This window comes from Mesorhizobium sp. M7A.F.Ca.MR.245.00.0.0 (assembly GCF_003997415.1).
In the GTDB taxonomy this organism is placed as follows: domain Bacteria; phylum Pseudomonadota; class Alphaproteobacteria; order Rhizobiales; family Rhizobiaceae; genus Mesorhizobium.
On sequence record NZ_RZTE01000014.1, the window covers coordinates 133979 to 138633 of the forward strand.

4 protein-coding genes are annotated in these 4655 nt (G+C 65.9%); all 4 read right to left on the minus strand.

Going from position 1 to position 4655, the window contains the following annotated elements; genetic code table 11:
- Window positions 1–49: 49 nt before the first annotated feature.
- The 4 genes from EOB80_RS16755 to EOB80_RS16780 all read right to left on the minus strand — a co-directional run bounded on the left by EOB80_RS16755 (window position 50) and on the right by EOB80_RS16780 (window position 4534).
- Window positions 50–1006, minus strand: a complete 957-nt coding sequence (locus tag EOB80_RS16755) for an alpha/beta hydrolase (protein WP_127328646.1) — start codon at window positions 1004–1006, stop codon at window positions 50–52.
- Window positions 1003–1683, minus strand: a complete 681-nt coding sequence (locus EOB80_RS16760; RefSeq protein ID WP_127328647.1) for an isochorismatase family protein — start codon at window positions 1681–1683, stop codon at window positions 1003–1005. The genes EOB80_RS16755 and EOB80_RS16760 overlap by 4 nt, the downstream gene beginning before the upstream one ends.
- A 254-nt stretch (window positions 1684–1937) precedes the next feature.
- Entirely contained in the window at window positions 1938–3242 is a 1305-nt protein-coding gene (locus EOB80_RS16770) for a Xaa-Pro peptidase family protein (RefSeq protein ID WP_127328648.1), read from the minus strand.
- A gap of 320 nt (window positions 3243–3562) precedes the next feature.
- Complete coding sequence (locus EOB80_RS16780) at window positions 3563–4534, minus strand: GlxA family transcriptional regulator (protein WP_127328650.1); 972 nt, start codon at window positions 4532–4534, stop codon at window positions 3563–3565.
- Between the last annotated feature and the right edge of the window lie 121 nt (window positions 4535–4655).

The following is a 4655-nucleotide window of genomic DNA, read 5'->3' on the forward strand; positions in this document are numbered from 1 at the left end:
CCGCCCCCCTCTGTCGCCTTCGGCGACATCTCCCCCTCAAGGGGGGAGATTAGCGTTCCACCGTCGGCCACTCACCTCGGCCCAGCGCGCCGACCGCACCAACAATCCGCGCAAACGCTTCCGCCGCTGCCGGCACCGACGTTCGGGCGCGCAGGAAGCTGTGCACCAGCCTCGGTTCCTCGTGCCACCAGGCCTTGCCGCCGGCGGCCACAATGCGGTCGCGGTAGGTCTCGCCATCCGACGACAGCGGGTCGCATTGCGCCGTGACGATCACCGTCGGCGGCAGGCCGGAGAAATCGGTGTCGCGCAGCGGCGAGAAGGTCGGATCGTCCAGCGATTGGCGCCAGGCCGAGCGGACGTCGCGGTAGAAGGCGATGTCGGCCACCGACAGCAGCGGCGCGTCGGCGTGCTCGATGTAGGAGCCGGCGGTGTCGTCGCCGCCGAGTTCGGGATAGATCAGCACTTGCCCGACCGCAGCTCTGATATGGCGGCGCGTCGCCTGCGCCACGGCGGCGGCGAGATTGCCGCCCGCGCTTTCGCCGCACAGCACCAGCGGCAGGCCTGATGTGGCCACCGCCCATTCGAAGGCGGCGACGGCATCGTCGAAGGCGGCGGGGTGGACGTGCTCCGGGGCCAGCCGGTAGTCGACCGACAGCACGTCGAAACCGGTGCCGGCGCAGAGCTCGGCACAGATGTCGTCATGGCTTTCCAGCCCGCCGAGGATGAAGCCGCCGCCGTGGTAGTAGATCACCATCGCCTTGGCGGCATTGCCGGCAAGCCGGTAACGGCGGATCGGGATGTCGCGGCCGGCGGCGGCGATCAGGCCATCGCTGGCCTTGACGCCGGGCGGGCGGCCCTGGTGGAAGGCGCGGCTCATACGGTCATAGACGGCGCGCTGCTTGTCGATCGGCAGGCCGATGATTTCGGGCGGGTACCAGGCGTTGACGGCGTCGATATAGGCCCAAAGGGCCGGATCGAGCCGGGTTTCGTAGGGGCCGCGCGTCATAGATCGGCGTAGAGCGCGGCCGCGTTCTCGAAGGAAAAGCGCAGCGGCACCGAGCCCTCGACCTGCCAGGCGGTGACGGTTTCGCCGGCCAGCAGCCGGCAGGCGCCGTCTGTATCGGTGACGGCGCCGCCATAGAGCCGGTTGGCGAGGTTGAGGATGCCGGTCTGGTGCATGGCGGCGCTGCCGCTGCCGCAGGCATCTTTGACCAGAAGCACGCGAAAGCCCTTGGCCACCGCATCCTTGACCGACGCGTCGATGCAGGCCTCGGTCCAGACACCTGATATGACCAACCATTCGATGCCGGCCGACTTGATGTCGCGCGCCGCCGGCCCGGTGCGGAAGGCGCTGGCCTCGGCCTTGATCAGCAGCGCCTCGCCGTTGATCGGCGCCACCTCACGGCAGATCTCAGTCAGCGGATCGCTCTTGTCGGAAAAAGCCGACTTGCCGTCTTCACCCAGCGGATGAAACGGCCGGTCCTGGCTGTCGAGATCGACGATGTAGGCCCAGTGGTAGATCGGCACATGGTTTTGCCGCGCCGCCGCCTGCAAGCGCTGGACGTTGGCGAGGATGCTGCTAAAGCCCTCGACCAGGTAGCGGGGGTCCTGCCGGTGCTCTTCCTGCAGGTCGATGAAGATCGCGGCTACGGTGCCGGGTTTGATGGCGATGGGGGTTTTCATGCGGTGCCTGCGTGATGCATGGTCGAGGCAGTCAAAGACTTTTCCGTATGCCGGCGGGACAGCGCCCCCCTCTGCCCTGCCGGGCATCTCCCCCTCAAGGGGGGCGATCGGCCGTCGCGAATGCCTTCGCCAATCACCAGAGCTGCAGGAAAAAGCGCCGCAGGCGACGCTGCCAATCTCCCCCCTTGAGGGGGAGATGTCCGGCAGGACAGAGGGGGGGCGCCAGGGAACGAGGCGCTCATTGGTAGCCCGCATCAAACCTGCGTCTCCAGAAACTCGTCCTCATAGGGAAAGCGCGACAGAAGCTCTGTACCAGTCTCCGTGATCAGGATCTCGTCCTCCAGCTTGACGCCCTCGCGGCCGCCCTTTTCGCCAATATAGCTTTCCACGCTCACCACCATGCCTGGCACGATATGGCCGTCGCGGCCATAGGTCTCGTAATCCATGGCATGCGCGATGAACGGCGTTTCGCCATGCATGCCGACGCCGTGCATGACCGAGGTGTAGCGCTGGTCGACAAAACGGTCCGGGATTTTCCACGCCTTCTCGGCAATCTCGCGGAACGCCATGCCGGGTTTGACGATCGAGATGTTGTGCTGAACCTGGTCGTGCGCCATGCGGTAGAGCGACTTCTGGTAGGGCGTCGGCTTGCCCGGCCCGCAGCGGAAGGTGCGCGAGAAATCCGAATAATAGCCGTAGCAGCCGATCGTATCGGTATCGAGCGCCAGCAATTCACCCGGCCGGATTTTTCTGCCGCTGGCCTCGTTGAACCACGGATTGGTGCGCTGGCCCGATGTCAGCAGCCGCGTCTCGATGAACTCGCCGCCCTGGCGGATGACCTCGCCATACATGATGGCGAACAGGTCGTTTTCGGAAACGCCGGGCTTGATCGCCTCGCGCACCGCATAGACGGCGGCCTCGGCGCCGGCCATCGACACCTGCAGGCATTTGACCTCTTCCGGTGTCTTGACGGCGCGCACCGCCAGGATCTCGCCCTGGCAATCGCGAACCTCGCAGCCGCGCTTTTCCAGCGCCAGCGCCTGCAGATGGCTGCAGCGGTCGAGGCCGAGCTTCATCGAGCCGCCGCCATGCTGCTTCAGAAGCTCGGCGATCTCGTCGGCGAAGGGGCCGGCGGTCTCGTCGTCACGGCCGGAGACCGACGACCAGACCAGCTTGGAAGGACGCGCCTCGTCGATCGTGTCGAGCACCATCGAGACATGATAGCTCTGCGGGTATTCGAACAGCACGATCGGCCCGTCGGTCGGGATAAAGAAATAGCGGGTCGAGTTGCGCAGGAAATAGCCGAACATGTTGCGCGAACCGGTGGCGTAGCGCTGGTTGTAGGGATCGAACAACACGACGCCGCCATAGCCCGCCTCGCGCATCCAGCCGCGCAGTTTCGCGAGCCGGCCCTTGCGCAGCGCATCGGCATCGATGAAGGACGGCTCGGTGTCCGACAGCCACATGCCGCCGGCCGGATCGGCCGCTGCGGGGTGGCGCATGCGGTCCTTGAAGTCCACATCCTCGGTGCTGTCGGGGTCGAATACGACGATGCTCATGGGGTACGGCCTTGGCTGGGTTGCGAGGTCGGAGCATGGCGCAGGAGGGGCGAATGGATTGTGCGGAAAACCGCAGGTGTTGTGCGGGATGCCGCTGGCTAATCGGTTGCGTCGCGATCCTTCGCGCCCCCCTCTGCCCTGCCGGGCATCCCCCCCTCAAGGGGGGAGATTGGCAGTTTCGACGCCGCCGTTCTTCTTTGCAACATCCGAGATTGGCGAAAGCAGAAATGCAGTCCGATCTCCCCCCTTGAGGGGGAGATGTCCGGCAGGACAGAGGGGGGCGCTGTCCCGCCAACGTCACACCCGTCAGGGAGCGACACCTAATGCCGTCTCGCCAGTTTCGGCGGATGCCCGTGCTCCTCGCGAAACGCCCGCGCAAAACTCGACATCGATGCAAACCCACACGCCAGCGCCACGTCGCGCACGGCGAGCGTCGAATGCGCCAGCAGGTCGGCGGCACGTTTCAGCCTCAGCCGGCGGTAATAGCCATTGGGCGAGATGGCGAGTTCGGAGCGGAAGGAGCGCTCGAGCTTGTCGGAGGAGACGCCGAGCTTTGCGGTCAGCTCGGCCATGCCGAGCCGTTCTTCGACCGCGTCCTCCATGATGGCGATGGCCGACAGCACCAGCTCGTTCTGGACCCCGGTGCGCAGCCGCAGCGGCATCATCTTGCGGTCGATGCTGGAACGCAGCTGGCTGTGCACGAACCATTCGGCGACGCCGGCGGCGAGCTCGGCACCATAGTCGCGGGTGATGATCTCCAGCATCATGTCGAGGCTGCCGACGCCGCCGGCCGAGGTGAAGCGCTTGCGGTCGATGACATAGAGGTCACGCCTGAGCTCGATGTTGGGGAAGGCTTCGGTGAAGGCGGCCTGGCTGGTCCAGTGCAAGGTGCAGGCATGACCGTCGAGCAGGCCGGCGCGGGCGAGGAAGAACGCCGCATCCGCCACCGCGCCGATATGGGCGCCGTTGCGCAGGCTCTTGCGGATCCAGTGTGCCGCGTCCTCGGCGACGAGATGATCGGCATCGCCGCCCGAGCAGACGACGATGCGATCGACCTTGGGCGCGTCCTCGGCGTAAAAACCCGGCTGGATGACGACGCCGTTCGAGGCCTCGACCGAGCCTTTCGTGCCACCGACGATGATCCAGCGATAGCATTCTCTTTTCGCCAGGACATTGGCGGCACGCAGTGGCTCAATGACCGAGCTGAACGCCATCATCGGAAAGCCGGGGAAGACCAGCACCGCGAAGGTGAGAGGGGTGTCGGTGGGTTTGGGTGGGGCGTGTGTAGCCATGGGCGCTAGACTTCGGGCAGATGGGGTGCGGCGTCAATTGGCCTGATGCTTGAACCTGGAACGTCAGCGCCGCCCCTCACCTGCCTGCCGGCATCCTCTCCCCGTAAACGGGGCGAGGGGC